Source organism: Leptospira harrisiae (assembly GCF_002811945.1).
Classification (GTDB): Bacteria; Spirochaetota; Leptospiria; order Leptospirales; family Leptospiraceae; genus Leptospira_A; species Leptospira_A harrisiae.
This window is the reverse complement of record NZ_NPDX01000001.1, coordinates 246,275-269,849: the sequence shown is the minus strand read 5'-3', so window position 1 is coordinate 269,849 and position 23,575 is coordinate 246,275. Positions and strand designations below refer to the sequence as shown.

Here is a 23,575-nt window from a genome sequence, read left to right as displayed (position 1 = left end):
TTCTCTTTTTTCCGGAAGGCATTCCTTCCTCCTTATATCAAGCCTGTTCTGTCAAATTTCTAGTCGAGGTACTTTTGTAAAACTTTATTTTTCCTCATTGTGGATAACATCGCTTTGATATCACCCACTCCGTCACGCGAAGTGACAAGAAGAACATCTGGTTCTTCTACAACAATGAGATCCTTTACTCCAAGAAAGGCAATGAGTTCCTTTTGGACGGAAGAAATATTTCCTGAAGCCTTATGGTAGAGAACTTCTTTTCCTTGGTGGTGGTTTTTATCTTTATCACCAGGTAAAATTCGTTCGAGAGACATCCAAGAACCTACATCGTCCCAATTGAATGTGGCTTCTACCATACGAATCCGATTGGATTTTTCCATAATCGCAGTATCAATCGCCTCGGAAGGAAGCATTTGGAAGGCAGTTTTTAAATCCCCAAAACTCTTAAAAGGAAATCCATTTTTTAAAGGATTTAGAATATGAGGAGCATGCCGTTCTAATTCGGAAAGAATGGTTTCTGTACGGAAAAGGAAAATCCCTGGGTTCCAATAAAAATTCTTTTTCTTTATGTATTTTAGAGCCGTTTTAAAATCAGGTTTTTCAAAAAACGCTTTTACCGTATAACCAACATCAGTTGGTTTTCCAGTGCTAATATATCCATAACCTACTTCTGGTCGGTTTGGTTTGACCCCAAGTAGAACCATTCCATTTTCAGTCTCGTATAAGGCTTGTTCAATGGTTTTTGTAAATTCTTTGATCGGATCAATAAAGGCATCAGCAGACAAAACGATTAAGTTTGGATTTCCAAATTTTTTCTGAAAATAAAGAGCTGAGAGTGCAATGATGGGGGCAGTGTTTTTTCCTTCCGGCTCTAAAATGAAATTGGTAGAAGGAAATTTAGGATCTTTTTTGAGAATTTCTGCCTTAAGGTTGGCATTCGTTCCAATATAAATTCGGTCTAGTGTGGTGATGGTGAGAGCGCGGTCAATGGTCTCACGTAGAAGGGTTTTATTAGAATAAACTTTTTGAAGTTGTTTTGGGGAATTGGTGCGGGAGCGAGGCCAAAACCTCTCCCCCTTTCCACCAGCCATAATGAGGACAACCGGGGATTCTTTAGGTAATTTTGCCATAGGGTTTGGAACCAGAATTTAGCAAGCGAAACAGAGGAAAACCAGAAAAGAGTTAAGTCCCTCCGGCTTCCTTCGGTGTTTCTTCACTGTGAAGTTTGATGGGTTTTGCTGGGATGATGGTAGAAATGGCGTGTTTGTAAACCAAATTCTGTTTGTTATCGTTTTCTAAGATGATTGTGAAGTTGTCAAAGCTGACAACCTTTCCCTTCAGCGGTACTCCGTTTAACAAGTAAATGGTGAGATCAATTTTTTCCTTTCTTGCTGTATTTAGAAGTTGGTCTTGGATATTATTTTTTGCCGACATTGGACATCCCGAGTGAATTCTCTATATTTTTTCTATATTTGTATACAGTTGGACAGCTGCTTCGAAGGAAATGGGCGAAAGTAACGGATCTTTTTTGAACCAAGTGATCTGTCGTTTTGCATAATTCCGATGGCTTTGGGCAAGCTGCTCAATGAATGTATTACTGTCTATGGTTCCATTTAAGAAAGCAAGCGCAAAATTGTAACCTAAGGTTCGTAACCCCGGGCAGTCAGCTCCGTATTTAGAAACCACTTCTTTTGTCTCCGCTAACATACCCGTGGTGATCTCTTCCACTCGTCGGTTGATCCTTCGGTAGAGAATTTCACGTGGCCAGTCCAAACAATGTCCAACCACTTGGAGGTTTGGATATTCGCTTAAATACCCACCCACCGTTTCTTTGGAAACATCGGACCACAAAACACCGGTGAGTACAACTTCCAACGCCCTTTTGATTCTATATCCATCTTGTGGTGACAAGGAAGCGAGTGCTTTGGGATCTTTGGCAAAAAGTTGAGTCCTTGCTTCCTCTAAAGAAAGTTCCAAAACATAATCTTTAGTTTCTTTGGGTACATTTGGTACGGGATACATCCCTAATAAAAAGGCACGGAGGTAAAAGCCAGTGCCTCCAATGAGAAAAGGAATTTTTCCGCGATTACGAATGTCGTTTATGGCCTCTCTGGCCCAGATCGAAAATTGGCTTGCATTGATGGATTCGTTTGCGTTTAAAAAACCAACGAGCCAGTGGCGGATGTAATTGGACTCTGAAGGAGTGGGTGCCGTTGTGCCTACCGGTAGATCCCGGTAGACTTGGCGTGAGTCAAATGAAACAATTTCGAAACGTTTTGGGTCGAGGACTTGTGTGAGAGCGGTTTTTCCAGAACCGGTGGGGCCACCTAGGACAGGGAGGATCACTCCTCTTCCTCGGCTACGACCTCCTCTTCTTCGGTCTCTTCCAATTCTTCTGTTTCTTCCATGAGTTCATCATCTTCTAGAACTGGCTCTTCCTCTTCTTCCACTTCGTATTCCGAACTGCGGATGGCAGCCATTCGGGATTTGATAGCGGGTTTGGCCAATTGGTCTGCACCACATTTCGGGCATTTTTTTTCCGGTTTGTACAAATCGTAAAACTTAGTTCCACAAGAGTAACAATTGAATTTTTTGCCGAGAGGGTTGTTGGGATCAATTTTGACCGCAGGTGCCTTCGTGACGGGTGCCGGTTTGTCCTTTACTGCGACAGATGCGGCTTTAGGGGCAGGCACAGCTTTCGCTTTCGTAGCGGGAGCTTTTGCACCAGCGACTGCCTTTTTTTTGTCTTCCTTCGGGGAAGCGGACTTGAGGTCCTTGGGTTTTTCTTTGGCTACCGCTTTTTTCTTGGGCGGTGCCTGCTTCTTGACTGCTTTTTTTGCGACCATAAACGTACTTTTGACAGTTTTGGAAATCCTCTCTCGGGGACAACCTTTTTGAAATTGGACGGTTTTCTCCTGGATGAAAATTAATGAAAAGTTTTTTTTTTCCTATGACCCAATTAAGTGTCAATGTTAACAAGATCGCCACTTTACGCAATTCCCGTGGCGGATCCATTCCTAGTGTCATTCAAATTTCAGAGATTATCTTGGATGCGGGTGCCTACGGCATCACCATCCACCCCAGAGAGGATGAAAGGCATATCACCAAACAAGATGTATTCGAAATTCAGAATTTTCTAAATTCTTACAATACAAAAATCACAAAAAGTGGAGCTCCAAAAAAGGAATTCAATATTGAAGGCGAACCAAGTGAACGGTTTTTAAACCTAGTCCTTGCAGCTAAACCTGACCAGGCCACCCTTGTCCCAGTCAAACCTGGGGAAATCACCTCTGACCATGGGTTTGACCTAAAAAACAAAACAGTGTTCCAAACCTTAAAACCAATGGTCAAAAGGCTAAACGAGGTAGGAATTCGTGTGTCTTTGTTTATGGAAACAGGATTTGAAGATTATCCTCTTGTGAAGGAACTCGGAGCCGAACGTATTGAACTTTATACTGGGCCTTTTGCAAATGCTTACGACAAATCTCTAGAAGAAGGTTTATCTTGTTTTCAAAGTTATGAATTAGCAGCAAAAGAAGCCCACAAACTAGGCTTAGGTGTAAATGCAGGCCATGACTTGGATACAAATAATTTAAAACTTTTTGCGAAACTCCCCTATTTGGCGGAAGTTTCCATAGGCCATAGGCTGGTGAGCCAAAGCCTTGTGGATGGAATGGACAAAACCATTAAAGACTATCTTAGAGTTCTTTCGCAAGGAAACGAAGTTTAGAATATTGAGGGTCTTGTTCCAAAAGTAATTTGGCGGCCCTTTCTAAGGCAAGGGCCAACTGAGCTTCAAGTTTTCCTTTGTGTTTTGCCGATTGGATCTCCAATAAAAAACTACGAAGGCCTTCTCTACCTTGTGTTTCATTTCCAGAAGCAGAGGCAAGTTTTACTTTCTTCCAAGCTTCAGTGATCGAAGTCCCAGGTTTGAACGTCGTTCCTAACAAAGGAACTCCCGCTTCCGTTCCGACCGCAGAACTCACAGAAACCACTCCGGCACTTGCACCAACAGCTTCCTTTCCAGATTCCCCCCTATGGTAACTAGCTGTGTCCCAAATCCGAGAGAAAGGATCCGACTTCATTTGGTCTGCATAAAGACGCTCTTTATAAGATGGAGATGAATGAAAGATTTCTTTTTGGACAATGGATTTGTCAGAGGCACTCAGACTTTGAAAACAATCTGCAAGAACACCTTTGCGTAAACTTTCCTTCGTGAGAACACCTCGTTCGGCAAGAAATAGAAAGGATTCTGGTTTCGGCTGTTTGTTTTCCTTACAAAGTTTTTGAGTTTCTGTAAACACGGCAAAAACTTCCCCATCATACGAATGGGCCTTTAAATCTGGTAAATTTCCTGATTTTTCGGCGGAAATTCGTAACATATTTTTATAAAGGCTATCGTTCGGATTTTTTTCTAGAGCCTTTCTAAACGCAGTGTAACTCTCTGCATAATTGCCTCGATGGTATTCGAGTAATCCCCAAGTGTAACATAAATATCCATCATCGGTATCTCGAGTTCGGCAAACGTATCTTAGTCGAGACATTGTCTCTTCTTTTGACTCAGTAGAATCCCATACATCCAGAAGCACCTCTTCTAAAAAGATTAGAGTTTCCAAACTGTAGGGATCCCGTGTTGGGTTCTTCTGAGGTTCTGTTTTACAAAACCCAAGGGAAAGAGCAAAAATCAGGACAACGAAAGGACGCATGGCACCGTCTATGATATACGTGTGTCCTAGATTTGTCCCGATTTTTTTTGAGTTGCATGGACTGGAAAATCGGAAATTCTTAGGATAATCTATCCACTTTACGAGAGATCCCTTGAAACGAATTGTTTACCTACTTTCCTTTTTCACCCTACTCAGTTTTGCCCTCCCAGTAGGATTCATTTCCTGCGAACCGGAAGCCAAAAAAGCACCGAATCGAGTTACCAATTTTACATACCAAGACTTCGAAACCGTGGTCAAATCTGTGGATAAGTATTACATTGATAAAAATATCAATAAAAACCGTGCATTCACTGATGCGGCATCTTTTGCGGTTCTCAGTATGCCTCACCCACTCTATATTTACCCGGAAAGTTATTTCAACGAAAGGGAAAAATACGATGACAAAGATGATCTTTGGCCAGGAAAAACTTTTAAGATCTCTCCTTCCGACAAATTCGTGTTATTTGATCCAGACTATACTCTTGTGGAAAAAATCCAAAAAGAGAAACTAAAGAAAAACGAAAACAGAAAACTTTCTGACGCAGAGCTCAAAAAACTCATTGATAAAGAAAAACTGAAAAAATCAGTAATCGCAACAAAATGGGAAGAAATTAACTTTTCACGTAAAGAATTTGATCGAGTGATCTCTTACATCCAAGACAATTTGGAAACTTACAAAACGCCAGTCCTTAAAGGATTAGTGGAACTTGATGGGGAACTTCCAGAGGAAGAAGAAGATAAAAAAGATTTTAGCATGGAACAAGTGTTTCTTGCTGCAGCCAATGGTTATTTAAATTCTTTAGATCCACATTCCAATGTATTCCTAAAAGAAATGTGGGAAGAGTCCATGGCAAAAATCAGCGATGGATCTTTTGAAGGAATCGGAGCCATTCTTTCCGGTGGAGGAAGCCGTGAAGTAGTGGTCGAAAATCCATTAGAAGGAAGTCCAGCAGTTCGTGCCGGGATTCGAAGTGGTGACACCATTGTGGCAGTTGACGGGAAGGTCATCAAAAACCTATCTCTCGACAAAGTGGTAAAAAAAATCAAAGGGCCTAAAGCCACTAAAGTCGTTCTTACCATCACAAGAAAAGGAAATACTGGAAAAACCGATATCGAAGTCATCCGTGATAAAATTACTATTAAAAACGTAACACATCATATCGTAAAAGAAAATCCACAAGTGGGTTATATCAAACTCACTGGATTTGTAAAACCAGGTCCAGGCGAAGCTCCCATCGATACACAAATTGCCAATGCCGTTGTGGAGATGGAACAAGAAGCCAAAGAAAGTGGAAAACCATTAAAGGCTCTCATCCTAGACTTACGTGGAAACTCTGGTGGGTATTTGGATCTTGCCATCGACATTGCTGATATGTTTATTGAAAAAGGAATGATTGTGTTCACAAGAACTCCATTTCGCAGTGATGAAGAAAAATATGCTAAAAACAAAGACATCACCAAACTACCTTTAGTTGTGATGATCAATTCCAAATCAGCATCTGCATCAGAAATTGTAGCAAGTGCCATCCAACACCATGGTCGCGGAATTTTACTTGGTGAAAGAACTTTTGGAAAAGCAACGGTTCAAAGTTTAAATAACCTCGAAAACAATCCTGATTACCTACTCAAAATCACAAATGCAAGATACTATTCTCCATCTGGAAAAACCATCCAAGTTGTGGGAGTGTCTCCAGACATTGAAGTATCAGAAGAACCAGATGGTGGATTTCCTTTCCGTTACCGTGAAGAAGATATGTGGAACCACTTACCCTTAATTCCACACGAAGGTGTTGTGAAATCCAAATTCAATGTCAATGCCATCAAAGAGTATGCTAAGAAAAATGGAAAGGCAGATGCCTTCTTAAAATCACATGCCAACGATGCCATTAAACCAGACTATATGTTAATCAGAAGTTTGGATTACATTGAAGGAATGTTAAACGCAAAATAATCCTTAGGCCCTAAAGGTAAGGATATGACTTAAAGATACAATTGGAAATCATGTGACTCGAATTAAATCGGATTTTTTGATCATTGGAAGCGGAGTGAGTGGCCTCTTTACCGCATTGAAGTTAGCTCCGCTTGGATCTGTAGTGGTTGTTACCAAAAAGGCAGACTACGAATCCAATACCAATTATGCACAAGGGGGAATTGCCTCAGTTTTTGATGATAAGGATAAGTTTGAAGAACATATCAAAGATACCTTGGAGTCGGGGGCAGGCCTTTGTGATTTAGAAGCGGTGCGAGTCCTTGTCGAAGAAGGACCAACCAGAGTTCGGGAACTTCTGGATCTAGGAGTTCCCTTTACCAGAAACCAAACAGGGGAACTCGACCTTGCTCGGGAAGGTGGTCATAGCAAAAATCGGATCATCCACTCTCTTGATAGAACAGGAAGTGCCGTTGAACAGTCATTACTTGACAATGTTCATGCAAACAAAAACATTCAAATTTTAGAAAACCATGCCTGTGTAGATCTTATCACCAAACACCATTTAAAGGATAAAGACAATCTTCCTTTGCGATGTTATGGTGCTTATATTGTAGATACAGAGACTGGTGAAGTATTTCCAGTTTTGGCCAAAAAAACCATATTGGCTACTGGTGGTGCCGGTCAGGTGTATCTTCATACGACCAATCCCAACATTGCCACTGGCGACGGAGTGGCGAGTGCCTACCGTGCTGGGGCCATCGTTAAAAATATGGAGTTTTATCAATTCCACCCCACTTCTCTTTTTCATGAACAAGGAAATAGTTTTTTAATTTCAGAGGCAGTTCGAGGTCATGGTGGCATTTTACGAGAGATAGGTGGTAGACCTTTTATGAAAGACTATCACGATATGGGAGAACTTGCACCTAGGGATATAGTAGCTCGCGCCATAGACGATACGATGAAAAAAAGAGGAGAACCTCATGTCCTTCTCGACATCACTCACAGGCCAGCCAACGACATTATCAACCACTTCCCATCGATCTATGAACGCTGTAAAAAACTCGGGATTGATATCACAACCGATCCTATCCCAGTAGTTCCTGCGGCTCATTATATGTGCGGTGGTGTGGCCACCGATCTATTGGGACGAACCAATATTGTCGATTTATATGCATGCGGGGAAACCACTTGCACGGGAGTGCATGGCGGGAACCGATTGGCATCAAATAGTTTACTAGAATGCCTTGTTTTCTCGCATAGAATTGCAGGAGATATCAAGTCCCAAGGAAAACTAAGTTACTCACAAGAAACGGATCTCATTCCTGATTGGAACAAAGAAGGAACTACGAATACAGAAGAGTGGGTTCTTATCTCCCATGATTTGGTAGAAATCAAAACCATTATGAGTAATTATGTGGGGATTGTGCGTTCCGATATGCGTTTGGAAAGGGCACTCCGTCGGTTGAAATTAATTTCAGAAGAAGTAAAAGACTATTACAACAGAACCACTGTCTCACTTGGGTTATTGGAACTTAGAAATTTAGTCAAAGTGGCAGAACTAATTGTTCGTTCTGCACTCTTACGGAAGGAAAGTCGTGGGTTACATTTTAGCACTGACTATCCAGAAGACAGAACTCCTTCAAGACAAGATACAATTCTCTCTCACAAACTTTAAACACAAACATAACTTAAGCGCCAGGGACCCTAGCGGAAATCCTTTCTCGTAAGAGAAAGATTGAAGCGGAGGGCCCGGTCCTTTTTACATTTGATTTAGGTTTTGGTAAAAATTGGAGGCGCCCACTCACTTAAACCGAATAAGAGCAAAATTCCATAATCTCTCAAAAATCACCAAACAATAGCTAACCTTTAAATCCAAGAATGGTATAAACAATTCCTAAAATGACGGGAAGGATCGAATAACTAAATACATGGATGAAGTATCCACGTTTTTCGCCCCATTTTTGTTTCATCGGTTCCAACTTCCAAAAAAAACCTGGTTTGTAAATGCGTAGGATATAGGTGGTGGTTCCATAGAGAATAAAAAATAGGCCGAGCCCGACAGTGATTAGGTTCATATCTCTCAAGTTATGTGAGAATGCGAACTTTCCAAGAAAAAAACTTTGGGAAAATAGTTTTGGCTATCAGATTTGCTAGGTTGTGATAGAAGGTAGCCATTGGGAGGCGGGTCTAGTTCCCCACCCAATTCAGGGCGGGGATACAATATTCACGCGCAAAACCCACCGCACACAAAAATAAACGAAACTCAAATAAAACTTCCAAAATCAAGAACCAAACAGAAAGGATTCCACCTATTACACTTACCAATACAAGGTTAGGTGTCAAATGATCAAACTACGTTATTCCGTTCAAGACAATCGGTTCCATTTGCAATTTGGATTTTCTAAAACTTTTTTCTCCATTGCAAAGTCAATTCCCAATGCTTGTTACCATTCTGTGACCAAGTCATGGTCTTATCCAAATGATCCAAAAATCATAAAACAAGTATTAGATGCATTTGAATCGGATGATATTCGGATTTCACCAAAAGAAATTCCCAAAAAATGTGGAATTTTAGAGGACTATTTCAAAGCCACAAGAGAAAGAAATTTTACATTTTGCACTACCAAAACCTACTTCTCTCACCTATTTCGGTTACTAATGTTTACAGAAAAACTTCCTTCGAACATACGAATGATAGATTTAGAAAATTATCTAGATCATTTATTCATGGAACGTGGTGCCAAATCTTCAAGTGTTCGTTCCGCAAGACAGGCATTTATCTTTTATTTTCGCGAAGTCAGAAACCAGTTTACCAATTTAAAATTTCCAAAGATGAAAGTGGAATCCAAACTTCCAGAAGTTTTATCTGCAGAGGAAACAAGAGCCATCTTTAATGCCTTACCCAATCGAAAACACAAAATGTTACTTTTGATCAGCTACTCTTCTGGATTACGTGTGAGCGAAGTAATTCATTTAAAAATAACTGATATCGATCTAAAAAGAAATATGGTTCGAGTGACACAAGGAAAAGGAAAAAAAGATAGGTATACCATACTTGCAAGTTCACTTGTAGAAGAACTTAAAGAATATTTAAAAGTTAGAGATTACAATTTGTTATTGAAACAAAGTTATAATGAAATGCGAGCAAACCCATGGCTGTTTCCAGGTCTAAACAATAGACCACTTAACATTCGTACGGCGGAAAGCATTTTCACCAATGCAGCAAAAAAGGCGAAAATAAAAAAGAAAGTCAGTTTCCATAGTTTGCGGCATGCCTTTGCCACTCATCTTTTAGAATTGGGAACGGACCTTCGTATGATCCAAACATTACTCGGACACGCCAGTGTCCGAACCACTCAAATTTATACAAAAGTTGCCAGAAGCCGATTAGAAAATATTGTTAGCCCCTTAGATAGAATTTCCAATCAAAAAGAAAAAACCATATTTTTACCAGAAAACCAAAAGAAAGACCAATAATCACTTTTATCGATTGATCCTCTCAAAACATTCTTCATCCAGAAACGATCTTCTCCTATCCAAACAATTGGTTGACGTAAACCAAAATTCCTTGATTCTCTAATCATTCATTTTTTGATAGATAGACCGAAACCATTACAATTCAATGAAAGACAAATTCGAACAATTCTATTCTTCTTTAACAGAAACTGAGATTTCTATTGTAATGCGATTAAAAGAAATTTTAAAACCATTTGATACTCTCGAAGAAAGGATCTCCTATTCCGTCCTCTACTACTTTCAAAATAGCCGTGTATGTTTTATTTGGCCAGCCTCAATCAAACCTGGCCCAAAATCTGGAGTGCAGTTTGGATTTTGTAACGGATATCTGTTAAACGACCCCAATCAAAAACTAGAAAAAGAAAATCGTAAACAAGTTTATTGTATCACATTTCATTCGGAAGATGAAATCAACGAATCTGACCTAATCACTTTTATTAAAAATGCAATAGAAGTGGATCATCGTATTTATAAAAAAAAAATAGTGCGTTCCCAATTTAACCAAATTTCAAATTCCTAATGAAAAAGGGCCGGGCCACTCCGGGGTTCGCTTTCGCTCCCGTCACCCACCATCTAACAATGGTAGGTGACCAAGCCCTGCGTCTCCCTAACGCGGAGATTTAACAAGGCAAAGTAAAATTCTAACCTTTTCCTTTCTGAGCCCAAAAATAAATCAACACAAGAAACCCAATTCCTGTAAGACCAATCAATTGCCACCAACCACTCATTCCTACATCATGAAGTCTACGGGAACCGACACTCAAACTTGGCAACAAAACTGCTAAGGAAAAAATTCCTCCGATGATCGGAATGATCATGTTGAGTCCTGCACTAATAATGATGCAGAAAACAACCCACCACCAAAATTCTGGTCTTTTTGCATTGCCACTAAAATCAGCATATTTTTGAAAACATACCTTAATCGCATCTTGGAATGACATATTTTTTTACCTTCCAGTGAATCACTTATTTTGTTTCGTTAGAAACGACGCATATTAGAAATTAATTATTTATAAAGTAAAGTAAAAAAATGAGGTTTGTATCCATGTTGCATATAGGAATTCTAGTATTCTCTGAAGTGGAAGTAATGGACTTTGCTGGACCCTTCGAAGTATTTTCTATCGCAGAAACCAACGATCACAATAAATTATGTAAGGTATTTCTAGTTGCAGAAAATCTTTCAGCCGTTAAAGCAAGGAACGGACTCATGGTTTTGCCTAACTACGACTACGCAAATTGCCCGCCGATTGACATTTTAATAGTTCCTGGCGGATTCGGTGCCGAAGAGTTAGAGATTAAAAATCAAACAACCCTTAGTTGGATTAAAGCTAAATACTTAGAAGTTAAGCATTTAGCTTCCATTTGTACAGGTGCTTTTCTATTAGCAGAAATAGGACTTTTAGATCGCCTAGATGTCACCACTCATTGGATGGATATGGATACTCTAAAAAACAATTATCCACTGTTAGATATAAAAGAAAATGTCAGATATACTGATAATGGGAAAATTCTTACTTCAGGAGGAATTTCCTCTGGAATCCATTTGAGTTTTTATCTTCTTCAAAAACTATTTGGATTGGACGTAGCCATTCGAACCGCAAGACGCATGGAATACGATTGGAATCCAGAATCAAATCGGTTGTAAGGAAATTCATTCGATGAGTTACCGTTTTATCCGAAATATTTCTACGACCCATCTTTAAAACAAATTTATCTATGTTCTTTTCATGGCAAATACTTGGATAAGGATACTAGGAATCTTGTCCGATGAAATCTATTGCCAAAACGAACTATAAAAATAATTGTGCTCCTGATTTCATTTCCCAAAAAAATGAAAAGGAGATTTCTTGAATCGAATCCTTAAAGAAGAATCAGTTTTTTCTACTCTGATGACAATTGGTATGGTAACAGTTATGTTATCATACAATATCATATTAATTTTTGGGTTTCATACCAATACATTACTAATGATTGTTAGACAGTTTATTCCCATTTTTTTAATCGCATTTGCAGTAGAACAATTGGTGGTTAGCCACAATGTACAAAAATTACATAAGATTTTTGTCTCCCCGAGTGATCCAAAGTTTAAACATATTTTAATCATGGTTCTACTTATGGTTACTTCGATGTGTTTGCTGATGACACTCATCACAACCCTTATCAATATTGGAACAGAAAACCACTTTCGAGAACATTACATAAGTTCGGTCTTAAAAAATTATCCGGTGGCACTTCTTGCTCAACTACTCGTTGTTGGCCCCATCGTTCGCATTATCCATTTAAAACTATTTAACAAATCAAAACTTGTTTCTTAAAAAACTCTTTATTTGTATCAAATTTCCCAATGAACTCGATTTCTTTCTTCAACATGCCTAGGCCGCCGAACAGCATACACGGAAGGGTGCGAGCAGGAGTTCTGGCCACGGAGGGCCAGACGAACGCAAGGCGCCCATGAAATTTTTAAGATAATATATTCGTTGAAGGGGAAATTACAAATGGGTGGATGACGGGATTTCGCCTTACACGGTTCTCCCGTCCGGGTCGAACTCGTTCCAGGCCGTCTTCCTTCGAGCCCTCGCACATCCTTGCGCTCGGTCGTTCTCGCTTAACGCCAATTAGGCAAGGTGTCTTGCCAAATTGACTACTCGAACTCTATCGCAAAATCGTTCGAATCCCAATCTTTTGGTTTCTAATATTAATTTGTTTGGAATTTGAATCGCCGAAGGCGATTTAATGGGTGGATGACGGGATTCGAACCCGCGACGACCGGTACCACAAACCGGGGCTCTACCGCTGAACTACATCCACCGTTTCTAAAACGTTTTGACCCGGGAGGGATTCGAACCCCCGACCAACTGCTTAGAAGGCAGTTGCTCTATCCAGCTGAGCTACCGGGTCGGATAGAACCAACTGATTCGGGATGACAGGATTTGAACCTGCGACCCTCTGTACCCAAAACAGATGCGCTACCACTGCGCTACATCCCGAGAAAGTCCTTGAAACACCAGTGTTTTTGGCTTAGGGACTGTGTCAACAAAACGGAGATTTATTTCTTTAGGTTCTTCAATCTTTCTAAGAGGATCGGATGGTTTGGGTTCTTTTGCAGGGCCTTTCGGTAAGCTTTCCATGCTTCTTCTGGTTTTCCAATGGTTTGCAAAAAATAACCAAAGGAATCCAAATAGGCCGGATTGTTTGGATCCAGTTCCAATGCTTTTTTTAACGAGCGAATGGCTTCCGCACGTTCCTCGGGGTTTGGCTTTTTTTTCAACGCAAGAAGGTATCCAAGAGAGTTCAGACTGTTTTTGTAATCGGGAGTGTGCCTTAAAATCCTTCTATGGATTTCTATGGCCTCTTCCAATCTGTGGGTGTACTCATAAACATGGGCTAAAAACGAAAGGAGTTTTGCATCATCCACAGCCACTTGTAATCTTTCTTTGATAATGGATTCTGCCGATTCCCAATCCTTTAATTCCACAAGTGCAAATACTTTTAGGCGGTACACATTATCCAGTTCAATAAAACCAGGGTATTCACTGAGGATCCGATCCAAAACCTGAATCGATTTTTTGAAATTTTTAGTCTGAAAACAACACAAAGCAAAATTATACAAAAGGATAGGATCTTCTGGATTTTGGAGTAAGGCCTGGTCCAAAAGATTCAATGCCATAGCATAATTGCCTTTGTTCATATAACCGAGGTAATCTGTTTCTTCTGCCATAAGTTCTACTTAGATTGTAATTCTGTTAGTCGTTTTTTTTCAGTAAGATCCAATTGGATGGGAGTCACTGGAAGTTTACCTTGGTAATAAGCCTCAAAGTCAGTGCCTGTTTCTTCGTCGTGTCCAAGCAAACTTCCGTTTAATTGAAATTCGCTGACTCCTTCGATGATTTGTTTTTTTTCATATTTTTCGGAGTAACGACGACGACCAAGTCTCGTAAATACAATTTCATTTAATGTGCCTGAACCAGAAATTTCGGGAGGAAAGTTTAAATTCCAAACTTCACCGGACTCTATCTGTGATTTGTATTTATCTAAAAAAGATAAAACCAGTTCTGCTTCTTTTGTATAACCATCATCTGGATCAATCCGACCTGAACTGACCGCAAGCGATGGAATCCCATGAAGGGCACCATGTTTGGCAGCACCTACCGTTCCTGAATAGTGGACATCATACCCCATATTCACACCACGATTGATCCCTGAGATCACAAAATCAATTTTAGGAAAGATCTCTGCATACAATCCAATATTCACACAATCAGCAGGAAATCCATCCGCAATGTAGTGGTTATCGTTGATACGTTCGACTCTCATCCCCTGGAACACAGTGAGTGCCATCGAAGTGACAGAACGTTCTTTTAGAGGAGCAATGAGATAGGTGTTAAAAGATTTACCAAGGACACGTTCCAAAGCTTTGATTCCGGCGGAAGAAATCCCGTCGTCATTCGTAATGAGTATATTCAAATTAAAAACCGCCCGATATCGATTGCAGGATACTCGTTGCTGTATACAAATTCATTAGAAAAGGAAAAACAATGGTGAGTCCAAGTGCATAAAACGAAAACCGAAGAGAATCACGATTTCTTAATTCATAAATAGATTTTAATCCTCGAGAAACAACTAGGCTATATAACAAAATAAAACTGAGAAGCAAAAATAATCCAGAACCAAGCCCTGAAAGTCCTAATGCATGAAATACGATACAAACGGGAGCAAATAACAAAAAAAGTACGACGGAGTGTCTAGCAAAGAGGATCAAAAATAAAAGTTTCGGTGTCCTTCCCTTTTTTTGTACATAATAGTCAGCGACTAGAGAGTAAAAAAAAGGAAAAAATCGAAAGAGTAATAAATTGGCGATAAAACCAAAAAACAAAAACGATAATGTAGAAATTGTATAAGGAGCCGAAAGGATACTCATCCCCACTGACAAAGATAAGGCGGAAAAAATAGAAAACAACCAATTCGACACTGGGCTTGCCGCAAATGGAATTTCTTGGACCTCCTCTGAATAACGAAGAGGATCCAAAAATACTAATTCCAATACATCCACTAAATCAAAGAAAAAATCTCTCATAACATTAATTTTCCAAGAGCCGTAGGTAAAATCACCAACACTTGTGATTGGATGAGAGATTTAATTTTGGATACATGAGAATGATCGCCGAGAAAACTCACACCCAATGTTTGTAAAAAACGATCGAAGGGAGAGATCTCTTGTTCAAAGAGTGGAATGAGGCCATCGTATTGGCAGAGTTCTGAAAGTTTTTTATGAGCTTCCCGTCTCCCTCCTATGTCATCCACAAGTTTGTTACGGAATGCATCTTCACCGGAATAAATTTTTCCTTCTGCTAACTCTTCAATGGATTTAACAGTTTTGTTTCTTCCTTTAGCAACATCTTCGACAAACTTACGATAGGTGTCTTGCAACTGTTTTCCAATCATATCGTCTTCTTCGTTTGTAGAATCACGGAAAGGAGAGTACATATCTTTGTATTTCCCAGCTTTGTAGGTGCGAACTCCTACCCCATAACGATCCAAAAGCCCTTTCACGTTAGGTGCAAAAGAGATGACTCCAATGGAACCTGTAATGGTACCGTTTTGTGCAAAGATATAGTCGGAAGCGGCGGCAATATAATACCCGCCGGATGCTGCTACGTCTTTCATACTCACAACAATCTTTTTGGTTTTCCGTAAATGAAGCAGTTCGTTGAAAATTTCTTGAGAAGCAGCAACGGTTCCACCGGGAGAGTTGATTTCAATGAGGATGCCTTTGATATTTCCGTCCTCTTCCAATTCGCGTAATTGGCGTAAAACGGTATCAGCACCTGTGGAATCAAAAGTAGATTCTCCGGAATGGATTTCACCTACGATCGGTATGACGACAGCACCAATTTCACTGGCTTGGAAAAGACTACCGCCGGTCCCACTAGAAAAACGGGCAAGGCTTGATCCAGATACCAAAATGGCAATTCCGAGAATTGTGGCAACGGTGGAGAACAAAAAGGAGAGAAAGAGAAGAAATTGGTTTCTTTCCATAAACTCCCACAAGCAAAACCTTGCAAAAACCCGAGTCAACTTTAATAATTCTTTACTTTTTTTTAGAAAAAGTTTATTTTCCTTGTACGGGCTAACCGAAAATTAGACAGGTAGTCATAGGATTTGTGTCCAGGCACCGCCGAGACATAAGGCCTTTACCAAGGAAGGTAGGACATGGATGTTCGTCTCAATCGTCTCCTCAACTCAGCCGAAAAACTAGTCCAGGACAAAAAGGACACTAAAGATGTTTCTGGAAAATCAGGAGTTCCTGTACAAAAGTCTGATGAAAAATCCGACTTTGTTGTCAGCCTTCCTGTTCAGTACCATAATATCCAATCAAGACTCACTGAATTGCAAAAACAACTTTCCAAGGAACAATCTCGGATTGGACTTTTGGAAGATAACTCACAAGAAGAAGACAAACTCAAAGAACTTCTTTTTGAAGGTGAACCACTGTTCCCAGAGTTAGGTGAGGGAAAGTTTACCAAACCAGAAATTTTAGAGAATAGCAAAGGGAATATTTCAAGCCTACTTGCAGAACTAAAGAAAAAGGAAGTAGAAAGCGAAAATATCTTTTCTCTTGGAATGATGTTAAGCCCAGAAGAATTCAAAGGTAAAATCGGAACTTTGTCTGCTTCTTCTATGAAACCAATTTCTGAAACAATGGTAAAACGACTCCTCGGCGGTTAATTGGAATTAAAACGTACTTTAAATACCTTTGATTCCATTTCCGTACTCTTTTCTTCCATGGTGGGGTCGGGAATTTTTTTCACCTCTGGATACTTAATCAAAGAAACGGGAAACCTCTGGATAGTTTTATTCTGTTGGATTGTGGGCGGAATTTTGGCCCTCTCAGGTTCCATCACTTATGCTTATGCGGCACGTCTCCTTCCTTTTGCTGGCGGAGATTATGTTTATCTAAAAGTTGCTTATTCCCCTGCCATCGCCTTTATGAGCGGATGGTCTTCTTTACTCACCAATTTCTCTGCTTGTGTGTCGGTACTCGCTCTCGCTTTTGGAAAGTATGTTCAAATTTTATTTCCAGGAATTCCCGTTTGGGAATCACCTACTTACACCTTACTTGGATTAGATTTACAAATCAGTTCCATTACCTTCATTGGCGTTTTACCAATTCTATTTTTTAGCATTCTCAACTTCTTTGGAATTAAATCGGCAGTCCGTGTACAAAATGTATTTGCTGTCTTAAAAATTACAGGCCTTCTTCTCTTTCTAGCGCTTGGGTTTTCAATGGGAAACACTAACTGGTCTTATTTATGGAACACTCCCTTTCCCAATCTGATGGAACTTTCTTTTTACTCCAAGGTTTTGATTGGGATTGTGCCTGTGTCCTTCTCCTATTTGGGTTGGAATATGATAACCTATATTGCGGAAGAAGTCAAAAACCCAGAACAAACCATTGTTCGTTCTGCCATCACTGCTTGTTTTCTTGTGGCTGGACTCTATTTCGCTATCAATTTACTTTTTGTGATTTCAGCTCCTATTGAAGAATTAGCTGGCCAAGATGGGATTGGAGCAATCGCCTTTCAAAAGTTATTTGGTATAAATTATTCAATTTTAACTACGAGTTTTATTGCTTGGGTAATTTTGGGATCGATGTCGGCAATTCTCATCGGAGGAAGTCGAGTGTACTTTGCAATGGCAAGAGATGGAGTGTTCCTTCCCTCTTTTTCCAAGGTCCATCCCAAATGGCATAGTCCTTATGTTTCTATTTTTTTCCAAGGCTTCGTGGCGATTCTCTTTTTGTTTGTTAAAGAAATCGAAGCCCTGCTTTACATGATCACTTGTTCGATTCTGATTTTGTCTTGTCTTACAGCAGCCACTCCCTTTCGGTTTGAAAGGATGGGAATGAAATCAGATTATAAAATTCCTTTTTATCCATTGCCTATTTTTCTTTATATTTTAGCTAATATTGCTGTGATGATGATTCTATTCATCGAAAAACCTGTTACGGCATCTTGGGGACTGATGATTACTCTCATTGCCCTTCCTGTATATTACGGATTTCGATTGGATAAAAAAATGGCAAAAGTTAATAGGTAATCATTAAGCAGACAATTATGAAATTGCCATAAAAGTTTTGCCAATGATTGGCATCACCTCGTCTTTTGCCAAGACCCAAATCACGTCCCCACCTCTTACTTGTGTATTTCCAGAAGGAATCAAAAATTGTTCCCCACGGGCAATGAGTAAAATATGAGACTGCTCTGGGAGTTTTATTTCAAACAAAGCTTTGTCCACCACACTGGAGTTATATGGAACTATCAACTCTTGTAAAGTCATTCCTGGAAACTCAATGTTATCAAAGTCTGTAGGATGGTAAATTTTACGATCGGGATCCTTTTTTAAAATTCCTAACCACTGTGCCACCCGAGGGATAAGCGAACCTTGGACAAGAAGGGAAACAAGAACCACAAAAAATACAATATGAAAGAGTAAGTCCCCCCATACCAATCCTTGGGCAATAGGAAAGGTAGCAAGGATGATTGGTGAAGCACCACGTAACCCAACCCAAGATATAAATAACTTTTCTTTAACAGGTAAATTCACACGGAATAGTGAAATAAACACTGCCACAGGTCTTGCAAAAAGAATGAGTAATACCCCAATGAGAAGTCCCGGCACCCAAATATTTACCATCCGAGAAGGATATACAAGAAGCCCAAAACAAAGGAACATTCCAATCTGCAAAATCCAAACATATCCGTTTAAAAAACGAAAAATGGATTTTTTATGTATGAATTTGTTTCGACCCACAATGATCCCAGCGATATAAACCGCTAAAAATCCATTTCCTTGGAACACAGTAGTGACTGCATAAATAAAAGGAACAGAGGCCGTGATAAAAACTAAATACAGACCGTCATACCCAAGTTTGACGGAGTTCATCAAATAAAGAATAAGGATCCCCAAACTGTATCCCATCATTGATCCTACAAGAACTTGCATGACAAAAAATCGAAAGAATTGGAATCCACTAAAACTTGCATCGGCCGTGATGAGGTTCATAAAGATGGTTGTTAAGAGTACACCCACCGCATCGTTAGAACCAGATTCAAATTCGATGATCTTTTTTAAATGAACAGGTAAATCAGAAGATCCTGTTTTAAAAATATTAAAAACTGAAGCTGCATCAGTCGCACTCACAATCGAACCAAGTAAAAAAGATTCCATAAATCCCAAAACGGGAAATAAATAGTGGATGAGAACACCTAAAATCAGCGCTGTAAGGATCGTACCAATGATAGACAAACGAATCCCAACTGCCAAAAAGTTTTTTAAACTATCCCACTCGCTCTCAAGACCACCCAAAAACAAAATATAAATGAGAGCAAAAATCCCGATGGATTGAGCTAAACCATAATCACTAAAATCAATTTGTCCTGGGCCATCAGCACCAGCTAACATACCAAAAGTTAAAAAAATAAGTAAGATCGGAAATCCAAAGCGGAAGAATAGTTTACTCGATAAAATTGAAAATAAAATAAGAGTAGAGATAACAAGAGCTTGTAAGGTAAAACTGTCTATCATGTTTATTCCTTAGACGATCCGAATGGACTATCGATTTGAAGAAAGTATCTCTAAAGCCTTTGCTTTTAGAATGGGATGCACTACAAAATCATCTGGGTTGAGCGGACGAGAGTCGGTAACTCCTTTCGTTTCCATTTGGTTTGTTGCATTGGGTAGTTTCCATTTGTCACGACCAAGCCAAACAGAAAGTGCATAGACCATACGTTGGAAAATTTCGTCCACTTTGTCCTGTCTACCGGCTTTTTTATAGTATCCAAAGGCCAACATAGGAAGTTTCCGATCGTACATAAAATGATCACCCAAACGGATGAGACCATCTTTGTAGTCAGTTTTGAGGAAGAGTTCACGTGCTTTACGAATATCGCCTGCATTGAAGGCAGTATTTGCTTCGCGAATCAGTGCTGCTCTTTCCTTGGAGTCCATACAAAGAGTATCGAACCAAATTCCGAAATTGACAACTGAAAATTGTCTAAAAGTATGCAATAACCAGGAGAGATAATTATGTTGGAAGTAGGGAAAAAAGCCCCCAATTTTACAAGTATCAACCAAAACGGCGAAAAAGTAAAACTCGCTGACCTAACAGGGAAAAATGGGATCGTTGTCTATTTTTATCCCAGAGATATGACACCAGGATGTACAACAGAAGCTTGTGACTTCCGTGACAATTTTGCAAGACTGAAAAAATTTGGATTCAATGTGGTGGGAATCTCTAAAGACAATCCTAAGTCCCATACCAAGTTCATTGAAAAACAAGAACTCAATTTTGATCTTATCTCTGACGAATCGGGTGAAATCTGTGAGGCCTATGGAGTTTGGAGAGAAAAGGTTTTTATGGGAAGAAAAGGATTGGGAATTGTAAGATCTAGCTTCCTTCTCGACAGTTCTCTAAAAATCAAAAAAATCTATGACAGCGTGAAGGTGAAAGGACACGTTGAAGAAATCATTAAAGACATTCAGGAAATCCAAGGGAAATGAAAATAGAAATCTCTCCACTCCAAATCCAAATCGGTTCCCCTAAATCTGGAACTTTTTACAAACTCATCCCCATCTTCCAAGAGGATGTCAAAGAAGAACTGGGGAAAAAATTCCCGGTCCAAATAGAAACCAAAGTTTTTTCAGGTGAACTTGGAAAAGAATTTCGAGATGAATCGGAACAGGCCATCTATCTGGGATTAGGTGAAAAGGAAAAACTCAACTTTAGAAAGTTTATTTCCCATTTTTTTAAATACGGGGAAAAAATTCTAAGTTATGATGGAATGGGTCTTGAGATTATTATCTCTAAATCTCTTTCTAAAAAGTTTTCAGCAGACCGTATTGCTTATCAAATTGCGAATACTCTTTTTATAGGAAGTTATCCTGTTTCTGTTTTACAAACCAAAAAAAAAGAAAAAAAGAAAGTCGGTGCCGTTTATCTAAAGTTTGAAGATAAATCTGCTGTTAGTCTTGCTGAATCTGGACTTTCCAAAAGTAAAATTGTCGCCAAACATGTAAATGGCGCTAGACATATTGCACACCTTCCTGCAAACTATTTTACTCCCGACGATTTTGTTTCTCGTTCTAAAGAAATCGCAAAAGAATACAAACTTTCCATTAAAGTTTGGGATGAACCTCAATTGAAAAAAGAGGGTCTTGGTGGGATTTTGGCCGTTGCCCGTGGTTCAGAGCTGAACGGGAAGATGGTGATTTTAGAATACAAACCGACCAAAGCCAAAAAGAAATTCGCCATCGTAGGAAAGGGATTAACCTTTGATACAGGTGGAATTTCTTTAAAACCACCCGGCGAAATGCACGAAATGAAATATGATATGTGTGGGGCAGCTGCCACCATACATGCGATTGGCGCCATTGCCGCACTTGAACTTCCTATCCATATAGTCGCCGCCATTGGTGTGGCTGAAAACATGCCAGATGGAAAGGCTATCAAACCAGGCGATGTATATACAGCATACAACGGAACCACGGTGGAAGTGCAAAACACGGATGCAGAGGGACGGTTAGTACTTGGTGATGTATTGTCCTATGTTTCCAAAAACTACAAACCAGACTATATGGTGGATTTAGCAACACTTACTGGAGCTGTGATCATTGCCCTTGGTCATGAAGCAGCCGCCATCCTTACCAACTCTAGTCCACTTCGTGAAGCCCTTTTCACTGCATCAGAAGCTTCGGATGATCGTGTTTGGGAACTTCCACTTTGGGAAGAATACGGGGAAGATTTGAAGTCAGACATTGCAGATCTAAAAAACATCACTGGTGGAGGGAAAGGGGCAGGAACTATTTCTGCAGGAATTTTTCTTTCTAAGTTTGTGGATGAATCGATCCAATGGGCTCACATCGACATTGCCGGTGCTGCTTGGAGAAAGAAAAAATCAGGAACCCAATTTCATGGCCCGACAGGTTACGGCGTACGTTTGTTAGTGGATCTTGCGAACGAATTATCAAAAAAATAACCAATTTCAAATTTTTTACATAAGAAAGGCGGGAGAATCTTTCCCGCCTTCTGTAACAAACCTACCATTTTACTTTTTATAGATTTCTTCTATGTATTTATTTCGTATGTTTTTTTAGGACAATCTGATTCACATTGTACATCAGTATCACAGTGAGTATGATGGCACTGGCAACTACATAACCTAGTATTTCATACCTTTCCATATAACCACTAGAAGTCTGGATGACAATTAGACCAGCCACCGAAGCTGCAATTCCACCGGAAATTTGTTGGATCGACGAACTGATCGCCATAAAGGCACCTCGATCGTGTAAATCGGGAACGGCAGATGTCAGTGCATTGGCAGAAATCATTCGTGCAGCGACAAAAACAAAAAGAATGGAATTCACAAAAATCACAATCGGCAATGGAGTGATTTCCATCTTTGTGTAATAGATAATGATACCTGCAGCTAGGATTGATGCGACCACAAACATATTGTATTTTCCGATGGCATCACTAAGTCTACCCATCAAAGGACCACCTAACATAGAAACAACGCCCGTTACCATATAAACCAATGGTAAATCTTCTAATTTTACGCCAAGGTTGTGGACAGAAAATGCTGATCCAAAAGGCATTAACATAAACCCACCTGTTGCAAGTAAGGTTGTAGCTAGAAACGCTGGCAAATATTTTGTCTGAGTTAATGTTTTCACTAAGTGATGGAATGCGTGGATATCCGTTTTTTGATCAAGATGAGTTGTGAGTGGTTTCAAAAAGAAGAAAATAACGAATCCAACAGCTCCACTGATACTAGCGATCATCAAAAATGGAGACTGCCATCCCCACAAATTGGAAATATAAATACCGATGGGCAGTCCAAACACTTGGCTTGCAGCAAAGGCAGTCATAATGAAACCCATCACCCTTCCCCTCACTTGCAAAGGAAACAAATCCGCAACAATGGCAAAGGAAATGGAAGAAAGAACACCTGCAAAGATTCCTGTCAAAATGCGAGCGCCAAATAAAAAGATATAATTTGTGGCGATTCCACATAGAAAGGTGGCGAGCACAAATCCAACATAAAAGAAAAGTAACAATTTTTTGCGGTCAAATCGATCGGCAAAACCTGCAGCAAAAATACCGGAAATCCCAGCACTAAATGCATAAGCAGACACTACAAATCCAAACTGTTGGGTCGAAATTTGTAATTTTTCCATGACCAGAACTCCCAGGGGAGAAAGAATCATAAAATCAAGAACCACGGTAAATTGCAAAAAAGCAAGTAAACCGACTACAAAGACATGATATGTACTGAATTTAAAATCCATTCTATTTCCCTTTTCCGTCACTTCTAAATATACGAATGATTCTACTACTCAATGCGGACATTTTAAGGCCGCC

At 39.7% G+C, this 23,575-nt stretch carries 25 protein-coding genes and 3 tRNA genes; 11 read left to right on the top strand and 17 right to left on the bottom strand.

What is annotated here, in order from left to right; all coding sequences use genetic code 11:
- Nucleotides 1-59 precede the first annotated feature (59 nt).
- From CH364_RS01300 to CH364_RS01285, 4 genes are read right to left on the bottom strand one after another with little or no spacing between them, the layout of a single operon-like run.
- Nucleotides 60-1,130 (bottom strand): mannose-1-phosphate guanylyltransferase, encoded by a 1,071-nt coding sequence (locus tag CH364_RS01300; RefSeq protein ID WP_100741829.1) that lies wholly within the window; start codon nt 1,128-1,130, stop codon nt 60-62.
- 52 nt (nt 1,131-1,182) lie between these two features.
- Nucleotides 1,183-1,434, bottom strand: coding sequence for an RNA chaperone Hfq (gene hfq / locus CH364_RS01295; RefSeq protein ID WP_100741828.1), 252 nt, complete (start codon nt 1,432-1,434; stop codon nt 1,183-1,185).
- A gap of 21 nt (nt 1,435-1,455) precedes the next feature.
- Nucleotides 1,456-2,346 (bottom strand): tRNA (adenosine(37)-N6)-dimethylallyltransferase MiaA, encoded by an 891-nt coding sequence (gene miaA, locus CH364_RS01290; protein WP_100741827.1) that lies wholly within the window; start codon nt 2,344-2,346, stop codon nt 1,456-1,458.
- Complete coding sequence (locus CH364_RS01285; protein WP_100741826.1) at nt 2,343-2,846, bottom strand: FYDLN acid domain-containing protein; 504 nt, start codon at nt 2,844-2,846, stop codon at nt 2,343-2,345. Before CH364_RS01285 ends, miaA begins: the two co-directional genes overlap by 4 nt.
- 104 nt (nt 2,847-2,950) lie before the next feature.
- Between CH364_RS01285 and CH364_RS01280 the strand changes: the two genes are divergently transcribed.
- Nucleotides 2,951-3,730: a pyridoxine 5'-phosphate synthase gene (locus CH364_RS01280; RefSeq protein ID WP_207762196.1), complete on the top strand. Its 780-nt coding sequence runs from the start codon at nt 2,951-2,953 to the stop codon at nt 3,728-3,730.
- Here the strand turns inward: CH364_RS01280 and CH364_RS01275 are convergent.
- On the bottom strand, nt 3,699-4,706 hold the full coding sequence (locus CH364_RS01275) for a tetratricopeptide repeat protein (RefSeq protein ID WP_100741824.1): 1,008 nt from the start codon (nt 4,704-4,706) through the stop codon (nt 3,699-3,701). The two genes, CH364_RS01280 and CH364_RS01275, sit on opposite strands and share 32 nt — an antisense overlap.
- Before the next feature lie 112 nt (nt 4,707-4,818).
- Here CH364_RS01275 and CH364_RS01270 point away from each other — a divergent pair, with 112 nt between their 5' ends.
- Both CH364_RS01270 and nadB read left to right on the top strand, forming a co-directional pair.
- On the top strand, nt 4,819-6,657 hold the full coding sequence (locus CH364_RS01270) for a S41 family peptidase (protein WP_100741823.1): 1,839 nt from the start codon (nt 4,819-4,821) through the stop codon (nt 6,655-6,657).
- A 52-nt stretch (nt 6,658-6,709) separates the two neighbouring features.
- Nucleotides 6,710-8,311, top strand: a complete 1,602-nt coding sequence (gene nadB, locus CH364_RS01265) for an L-aspartate oxidase (RefSeq protein ID WP_100741822.1) — start codon at nt 6,710-6,712, stop codon at nt 8,309-8,311.
- A 184-nt stretch (nt 8,312-8,495) separates the two neighbouring features.
- On the opposite strand, the gene CH364_RS01260 is transcribed toward nadB, so the two are convergent.
- Nucleotides 8,496-8,711: a hypothetical protein gene (locus CH364_RS01260; RefSeq protein ID WP_100741821.1), complete on the bottom strand. Its 216-nt coding sequence runs from the start codon at nt 8,709-8,711 to the stop codon at nt 8,496-8,498.
- Between the two features lie 268 nt (nt 8,712-8,979).
- On the opposite strand from CH364_RS01260, the gene CH364_RS01255 reads away from it, so the two are divergent.
- Both CH364_RS01255 and CH364_RS01250 read left to right on the top strand, forming a co-directional pair.
- Nucleotides 8,980-10,113, top strand: coding sequence for a tyrosine-type recombinase/integrase (locus CH364_RS01255; RefSeq protein ID WP_100741820.1), 1,134 nt, complete (start codon nt 8,980-8,982; stop codon nt 10,111-10,113).
- Between the two features lie 145 nt (nt 10,114-10,258).
- Nucleotides 10,259-10,672 (top strand): DUF1801 domain-containing protein, encoded by a 414-nt coding sequence (locus CH364_RS01250; RefSeq protein ID WP_100741819.1) that lies wholly within the window; start codon nt 10,259-10,261, stop codon nt 10,670-10,672.
- Between the two features lie 121 nt (nt 10,673-10,793).
- On the opposite strand, the gene CH364_RS01245 is transcribed toward CH364_RS01250, so the two are convergent.
- Nucleotides 10,794-11,093, bottom strand: coding sequence for a DUF805 domain-containing protein (locus tag CH364_RS01245; RefSeq protein ID WP_100741818.1), 300 nt, complete (start codon nt 11,091-11,093; stop codon nt 10,794-10,796).
- Nucleotides 11,094-11,182: 89 nt separating this feature from the next.
- Between CH364_RS01245 and CH364_RS01240 the strand changes: the two genes are divergently transcribed.
- A complete protein-coding gene (locus CH364_RS01240; RefSeq protein ID WP_243401186.1) occupies nt 11,183-11,797 on the top strand; it encodes a DJ-1/PfpI family protein in 615 nt (204 codons plus the stop codon).
- A gap of 202 nt (nt 11,798-11,999) precedes the next feature.
- Entirely contained in the window at nt 12,000-12,467 is a 468-nt protein-coding gene (locus tag CH364_RS01235) for a DUF2798 domain-containing protein (RefSeq protein ID WP_100741817.1), read from the top strand.
- A gap of 421 nt (nt 12,468-12,888) precedes the next feature.
- Here the strand turns inward: CH364_RS01235 and CH364_RS01230 are convergent.
- The 7 genes from CH364_RS01230 to sppA form a co-directional block, all read right to left on the bottom strand.
- Nucleotides 12,889-12,960, bottom strand: a tRNA-His gene (locus CH364_RS01230).
- Nucleotides 12,961-12,976: 16 nt separating this feature from the next.
- Nucleotides 12,977-13,050 (bottom strand) — tRNA-Arg (locus CH364_RS01225).
- Nucleotides 13,051-13,067: 17 nt separating this feature from the next.
- A tRNA-Pro gene (locus tag CH364_RS01220) sits at nt 13,068-13,139 on the bottom strand.
- Nucleotides 13,140-13,198: 59 nt separating this feature from the next.
- Nucleotides 13,199-13,870: a tetratricopeptide repeat protein gene (locus CH364_RS01215; RefSeq protein ID WP_100741816.1), complete on the bottom strand. Its 672-nt coding sequence runs from the start codon at nt 13,868-13,870 to the stop codon at nt 13,199-13,201.
- Between the two features lie 5 nt (nt 13,871-13,875).
- Entirely contained in the window at nt 13,876-14,616 is a 741-nt protein-coding gene (gene surE / locus CH364_RS01210) for a 5'/3'-nucleotidase SurE (protein ID WP_100741815.1), read from the bottom strand.
- Between the two features lies 1 nt (nt 14,617).
- A complete protein-coding gene (locus CH364_RS01205; protein ID WP_100741814.1) occupies nt 14,618-15,226 on the bottom strand; it encodes a hypothetical protein in 609 nt (202 codons plus the stop codon).
- Nucleotides 15,223-16,188 (bottom strand): signal peptide peptidase SppA, encoded by a 966-nt coding sequence (gene sppA, locus CH364_RS01200; protein WP_100741813.1) that lies wholly within the window; start codon nt 16,186-16,188, stop codon nt 15,223-15,225. The genes CH364_RS01205 and sppA overlap by 4 nt, the downstream gene beginning before the upstream one ends.
- 174 nt (nt 16,189-16,362) lie before the next feature.
- On the opposite strand from sppA, the gene CH364_RS01195 reads away from it, so the two are divergent.
- The gene (locus CH364_RS01195) at nt 16,363-16,878 is read left to right on the top strand and encodes an LIC10415 family protein (RefSeq protein ID WP_100741812.1); all 516 of its coding nucleotides are present in this window, start codon (nt 16,363-16,365) and stop codon (nt 16,876-16,878) included.
- On the top strand, nt 16,879-18,249 hold the full coding sequence (locus CH364_RS01190) for an APC family permease (protein ID WP_100741811.1): 1,371 nt from the start codon (nt 16,879-16,881) through the stop codon (nt 18,247-18,249).
- A gap of 15 nt (nt 18,250-18,264) precedes the next feature.
- Here the strand turns inward: CH364_RS01190 and CH364_RS01185 are convergent, their stop codons facing one another.
- Both CH364_RS01185 and CH364_RS01180 read right to left on the bottom strand, forming a co-directional pair.
- Nucleotides 18,265-19,737, bottom strand: a complete 1,473-nt coding sequence (locus tag CH364_RS01185; protein WP_100741810.1) for a potassium/proton antiporter — start codon at nt 19,735-19,737, stop codon at nt 18,265-18,267.
- A gap of 27 nt (nt 19,738-19,764) precedes the next feature.
- Nucleotides 19,765-20,160, bottom strand: coding sequence for a hypothetical protein (locus CH364_RS01180; RefSeq protein ID WP_100741809.1), 396 nt, complete (start codon nt 20,158-20,160; stop codon nt 19,765-19,767).
- Between the two features lie 78 nt (nt 20,161-20,238).
- Between CH364_RS01180 and bcp the strand changes: the two genes are divergently transcribed.
- Complete coding sequence (gene bcp / locus CH364_RS01175) at nt 20,239-20,712, top strand: thioredoxin-dependent thiol peroxidase (RefSeq protein WP_100741808.1); 474 nt, start codon at nt 20,239-20,241, stop codon at nt 20,710-20,712.
- Nucleotides 20,709-22,187, top strand: a complete 1,479-nt coding sequence (locus CH364_RS01170) for a leucyl aminopeptidase (RefSeq protein ID WP_100741807.1) — start codon at nt 20,709-20,711, stop codon at nt 22,185-22,187. The genes bcp and CH364_RS01170 overlap by 4 nt, the downstream gene beginning before the upstream one ends.
- 97 nt (nt 22,188-22,284) lie before the next feature.
- Here CH364_RS01170 and CH364_RS01165 read toward each other — a convergent pair whose 3' ends face one another.
- Nucleotides 22,285-23,502, bottom strand: coding sequence for an MFS transporter (locus CH364_RS01165; RefSeq protein WP_100741806.1), 1,218 nt, complete (start codon nt 23,500-23,502; stop codon nt 22,285-22,287).
- Nucleotides 23,503-23,575: the final 73 nt, after the last annotated feature.